Below are 1645 nucleotides of genomic sequence, written 5' to 3' on the forward strand. Positions count from 1 at the left end.
GACCCTTCACACACTCATCGTACGGGAGGCGCTTTCATGCACACAAACTCCAAGAACTACTCCCTACAGGAATGATCCCTCCCGGGTTTGGTTGAATAAGGGTGTCGAATCCAATCATCCAACCACAGGAGGGAACCACCGTTGAGTTCTATATATAGTTCCGCCTGGATTGGGCGACCCCACGGAATATGCGTTATTGGCCCGCCCTGTTGTGGAGACCCCCATGCCGAATGGTGGGTCGTGTGATTCGGTTGGGCAGGGCGATTCGCCGGGGGCTATGGTGATGCTTTGGCGTCGGCGGGTGACGAGACTGGTCTCAGAGGCGTAGATCCCGATCGTCTGCCGCCCGAGCCACGCGCGCCTTGGCGACGGATAGATTGAACTCCGGTTGATACCGGCCTTTCGCCCATTGGCGCATTGCGCTGTGCTCGGGATGTCGGGGGTCGGCCCACGCGGCGAGAAATTCTGCGTAGCCCGGTGGCCCGCCGACGTCTTCAGGCGGGCAAGCCCCGGTGCCGGCGAGCAACTGGGGACGTTCGACGTGCTCGACGGATCCCACGACTTCAATGGTGTGCCACCAATCGTCCCCAAAATCATAAAGATACGTGAATCGGTCGCCGGGTTTCAGCCGCACCTCCGATAACGCGTGCTGTGAGGCATCCCATTCGTCGGGGGCGGGACCGGGTTCGCCGTCCGGGATACTGACGGTCCGGTTGCCAATGCGGAACTCAAAGAGATGGGTGTCGGTCCATCCCATGGCGGCTTGGATGACATGGTGCAAGCCCAAAAACGTCAGAGAGGCTGGGACGAGAACCCGACGGGTAATCGGCGGATGTATGTGCTCCAATGTAGTGACGAGGTCCCATCCTGGCGTGTGTACGGCCATGTCGATCCCTCCGGATTATAATTTAGCGGCATTATTATCGCACAGCGGCCTGACGTCGCCAAATGGGAGCGAGGTATTACGTTCCGGCGAGTCGTAGAGTGTCGCCCGACCGCCCGAGCCGGCCGGCGGATCATGTGGGCACGGTATGCGCTCCACGGAAGATCAAGCGCCCGGCGGAGCCGCGCAGGGTCCGAGAATACCGGGATCGTGAGAAACTCGCGCCTGGCCAGCCGTGACTGCGATGGGGGTCATTATGGCACCATCCCTCACGGACATCGCCCAGGTTCCGAACCTATGGCTCCTCGGGGGCGTCAGTCCTGATCGTGGGTTTGATGCCAGGCCATCAGGTCCGCCCACGTCATAGCAGGGGTCCCGGGCAGGGCGTCCGCAGGGTTCTCATGGGTCTCGGGGGCTATTAACGCTTCGACAGGAATGTCGAAGACCAAGGCCAGGACGTCTACCCGATCCCGGGCGACGGACGAAATCAGTCCTGTACTTCTACAGGTGCCGACTCCCGCGTCGACCGCCGCCGCACTAGCCAGGGGGCCCCAAGGCTGGTGAAGATGGTCACGCCCAGTGCAGCCGGGTCGATCCAATGCACGACGAGGTCCGTGGCCGCCACCGGGGACGGCAGGCTCCAGGTGATTCCGGCTAACAGGCCGATGAGGCCCCACACGAGGAGCACCCGGCCCCGCGGCGAGAGAGATAACCCGTCTTGAAGATTGATCGTGAGGACAAACACGTGGAGGGTCAAGTACA

1 protein-coding gene and 1 pseudogene are annotated in these 1645 nt (G+C 61.8%); both read right to left on the reverse strand.

What is annotated here, in order from left to right; all coding sequences use genetic code 11:
* Positions 1 to 316: 316 nt before the first annotated feature.
* On the reverse strand, positions 317 to 886 hold the full coding sequence (locus HIJ39_RS22765) for a plasmid pRiA4b ORF-3 family protein (protein WP_169103313.1): 570 nt from the start codon (positions 884 to 886) through the stop codon (positions 317 to 319).
* 484 nt (positions 887 to 1370) lie between these two features.
* Positions 1371 to 1645 (reverse strand): annotated as a pseudogene (locus HIJ39_RS22770) (hypothetical protein); the annotation flags it as partial.

Origin of the sequence: Sulfobacillus harzensis, from assembly GCF_012933365.1 — a bacterium.
In the GTDB taxonomy this organism is placed as follows: Bacteria; Bacillota; Sulfobacillia; order Sulfobacillales; family Sulfobacillaceae; genus Sulfobacillus_B; species Sulfobacillus_B harzensis.